This window comes from Variovorax sp. 01T439_2, assembly GCF_056398445.1.
Window position 1 is genome coordinate 1 of the sequence record NZ_JBFTPJ010000688.1, and the last position, 3,213, is coordinate 3,213.

General features: G+C 69.5%; 3 protein-coding genes. All 3 read right to left on the reverse strand.

Features of this window, described 5'->3' with window-relative positions; genetic code table 11:
• Nucleotides 1-13 precede the first annotated feature (13 nt).
• Nucleotides 14-619, reverse strand: coding sequence for a cytochrome c oxidase subunit 3 (locus AC1DOC_RS25945; protein ID WP_478081295.1), 606 nt, complete (start codon nt 617-619; stop codon nt 14-16).
• Nucleotides 616-2,604, reverse strand: coding sequence for a cytochrome c oxidase subunit I (ctaD, locus tag AC1DOC_RS25950; RefSeq protein WP_012745850.1), 1,989 nt, complete (start codon nt 2,602-2,604; stop codon nt 616-618). Before ctaD ends, AC1DOC_RS25945 begins: the two co-directional genes overlap by 4 nt.
• On the reverse strand, nt 2,604-3,213 hold a 610-nt coding region (locus AC1DOC_RS25955; RefSeq protein WP_478130774.1), incomplete at its 5' end, for a cytochrome c oxidase subunit II. The genes ctaD and AC1DOC_RS25955, both read right to left, overlap by 1 nt.

Consider the following 3,213-nt stretch of genomic DNA (forward strand, 5'->3'; position numbering starts at 1 on the left):
GTTCTCCCTCGACTCAATGAAGGCGCGGCACGCCATAGATCACCGCGTAGATCGGCAGCCAGGAGAACACGACGAAGTACCAGTACAGCGCGTTCTCGCTCACGTCGACGAAGCGCTGGCCTTCCATCGGGCCGGTGAACAGCAGCACGTCCAGCACGGCCGTGTCGTAGGTGTCGGTGAGCAGGTGCACCGTGTGCAGCCCGAGCAGCGTCCACACGACCGAGCCGTAGGCGTTGTGGTCCCAGCGCGTGTGCAGCGCCGCAAACTCGAAGCCCCGCAGCACCAGGAAGGCCAGCGCGAACAGCAGGCACACCAGCAGCCAGCCGCGCGTGCGCACCAGGTCGCGGGCCTCGGCCGCGCGCTTGGCCTTCTGGTTAGGCCAGATGCTCGCGAGCAGGATCAGCGTGTTGGTCGACCCCCACAGCAGGTCGGGCGGCGGCGCGCCGAGGGGCCAGCTGTCCGCCTGGCTGCGCAGGTACAGGTAGGCGCCGATGGCGATTGCGAAGATCGTGCCCTCGATCGCGATCAGGCCGAAGGTGCCCCACCACATCAGGCTGCGGTGGCCGAAGGCATAGCTCGGCAGGGCCGAGACGTCGAGCTCGCGCCGTGGCGCCGTCATGGCCCCTGCTCCAGGCGAAGGTGCACCGCGGTTTCCGCGCGCCGGGGCCAGAACCAGGCCGTGAGCGCGATCGCGATCGGGATGCTGCCCCACACCACGGCCCACGGCGTGAAGATGGAGCCGATGAACAGCACCGTGACGGCCAGTGCGCTGACCAGCGGCCAGATGGTCGGGTCGGGGAAGTTGACGCGCAGGTCGGGCCGCGCATCGAGCACGGTGGTGGCGAGCAGCTCGCGCGTATGGGCCGCGAGCCCGCCCACGTGCGTGAAGGGCGGTGGCCCGCCGTCGGCCGCGGCGCGCGGCGGCTCCCAGAGCGGATCGCGGCCGTGCACCACCGGAATCGCGTGGAAGTTGCATGGCGGCGGCGGCGACTCGGTGGCCCATTCGAGCGTGCCGGCGCCCCAGGGGTTGGGGCCCGCGGGCGCGCCGCGGCGCAGGCTGCGCAGCGCGTTCACCACGAACAGCAGCGCCGACAGCGCGATGATCCAGGAGCCGAGGGTCGCGACCAGGTTCAGCGTGTCCCAGCCCAGGCCCGCCTGGTAGGTGTAGACCCGGCGCGGCATGCCCCGGAGGCCGAGCAGGTGCATCGGGAAGAAGGTCACGTTGAAGCCGACGAAGAAGAGCCAGAAGTTCCAGCGCCCGAGGCGCTCGCTCATGAGCCGGCCGGTGATCTTGGGATACCAGTAGTAGAAGGCGCCGAACAGCGGGAACACCGCGCCGCCGATCAGCACGTAATGCAGGTGCGCCACCACGAAGTAGCTGTCGTGCACCTGCAGGTCCAGCGGCACCGAGGCCAGCATGATGCCGGTCAGGCCGCCCAGCACGAGGATGAAGAAGAAACCGAGCGCGAAGAGCAGCGGCGTCTTGAAGTCGAGCCGGCCGCTGCACAGCGTGGCGATCCAGCAGAAGATCTGCACGGCCGAGGGAATGGCGATCAGCATGCTCGCCGCGGTGAAGAAGCTCTTGCCGAGCTCCGGCAGGTTGACCGCGAACATGTGGTGCACCCACAGCCCGAAGGCCAGGAAGGCGGTGGCGATCAGCGCCAGCACCATGGCGGTGTAGCCGAAGATCGGCCGCCGCGCGAAGGTCGGGATGATGGCCGAGAGAAAGCCCAGGCCGGGCAGGAAGATCAGGTAGACCTCGGGGTGGCCGAAGAACCAGAACAGGTGCTGCCAGAGCACCGCGTCGCCGCCCTCGGCCGGGTTGTAGAAGTGCGTGCCGACCAGCCGGTCCGTGATCAGCGTGGTGCTCGCCAGCATCACCGCGGGCATCGCGAACAGCACCATGAACGCCGTCACCAGCATGGCCCAGGCGAACAGCGGAATGCGGTTGAGCGCCATGCCCGGCGCGCGCAGCTTGAACACGGTGGTGATCACCACGATGGCCTCCAGCAGCGCCGACAGCTCGGTGAAGGTGATCATCTGGGCCCAGAAGTCGGTGCGCTTGCCGGGCGAATAGTCGGGCCCTGCGAGCGGCACGTACGAGAACCAGCCCACGTCGGGCGCGGCGCCCAGCGCGAACACCGCGTAGAGCATCAGCCCGCCGAACAGGAAGATCCAGTAGGCGAAGGCGTTCAGGCGCGGAAAGGCGACGCTGCGCGTGCCCAGCATCAGGGGCAGCAGGTACACGGCCACGGCCTGCATCACCGGCACGGCGAAGAGGAACATCATGGTCGAGCCGTGCATCGTGAACAGCTGGTTGTAGAGGTCGGGCCCGACCAGCCGCGCGCCGGGCCGCGCGAGCTGCAGCCGCATCACGAACGCAAGCAGCCCGCCCGCCACGAAGAAGCAGAAGGTGGTGACGATGAAGCGGCGCGCGATCGCCTTGTGGTTGACGGCGGCCAGCCAGCCGAGCAGCCCGGGCGGATCGCGCCAGGTGGCGTCCAGCGCGGCGGCTTCGGGCGAGCCGGGGCCGGGGCCGTCCTTCAGGTGCGGCGGGGCGGGGGTGCGGCCGGGTTGCTGCTGCATGGCGCGTTCGTCGTTCATCAGCGCAGGGTCTGCAGGTAGCCCACCAGCGCATCCATGTCTTCGGACGAGAGCCGGGTGGCGGGCATGTAGCTGCCGGGCTTGACCTGCTGCGGATCGGCGATCCAGCGCCGCAGGTCTTCCGGCGTGTTGGCCAGGCTGCCCGCGGCCAGCGTGCCGCGGCTTGCCAGGTGCGTGAGGTTCGGCCCGCGCACGGCCTGCGCCGAGGTGCCGTCGATGGCGTGGCACATCGCGCAGCTCGATCGCATGAAAATTTCGCGGCCGCGCAGCGGCTGGCCTTCTGCGGGTTCGCCGGCCGTGCGGCGCTGCGCCGCGGCCCAGGCCGCATAGCGCTCGGGCGGCTCGGCCAGAACGAAGAAGGCCATCAACGCATGCTGCGAGCCGCAGAACTCGGCGCACTGGYCGCGGTAGATGCCGTCGCGGTCGGCGCGGAAATTCAGGGTGGCGGTGCGGCCCGGGATCAGGTCCTTCTTGCCCGCGAGGCTCGGCACCCAGAAGCTGTGGATCACATCGTCGGCCTTGAGCGTGACGATCACGGGCCGGCCGGTCGGCACATGGATCTCGTTGGCGGTCATGAAGCTGTCGGCCACCTGCGGCTCCACGTAGCGC

Bases quoted from the DNA above. Each gene is read 5' to 3' on its own strand.
- AC1DOC_RS25945 (WP_478081295.1), bottom strand. From the start codon at position 619: ATGACGGCGCCACGGCGCGAGCTCGACGTCTCGGCCCTGCCGAGCTAT.
- ctaD (WP_012745850.1), bottom strand. From the start codon at position 2,604: ATGAACGACGAACGCGCCATGCAGCAGCAACCCGGCCGCACCCCCGCC.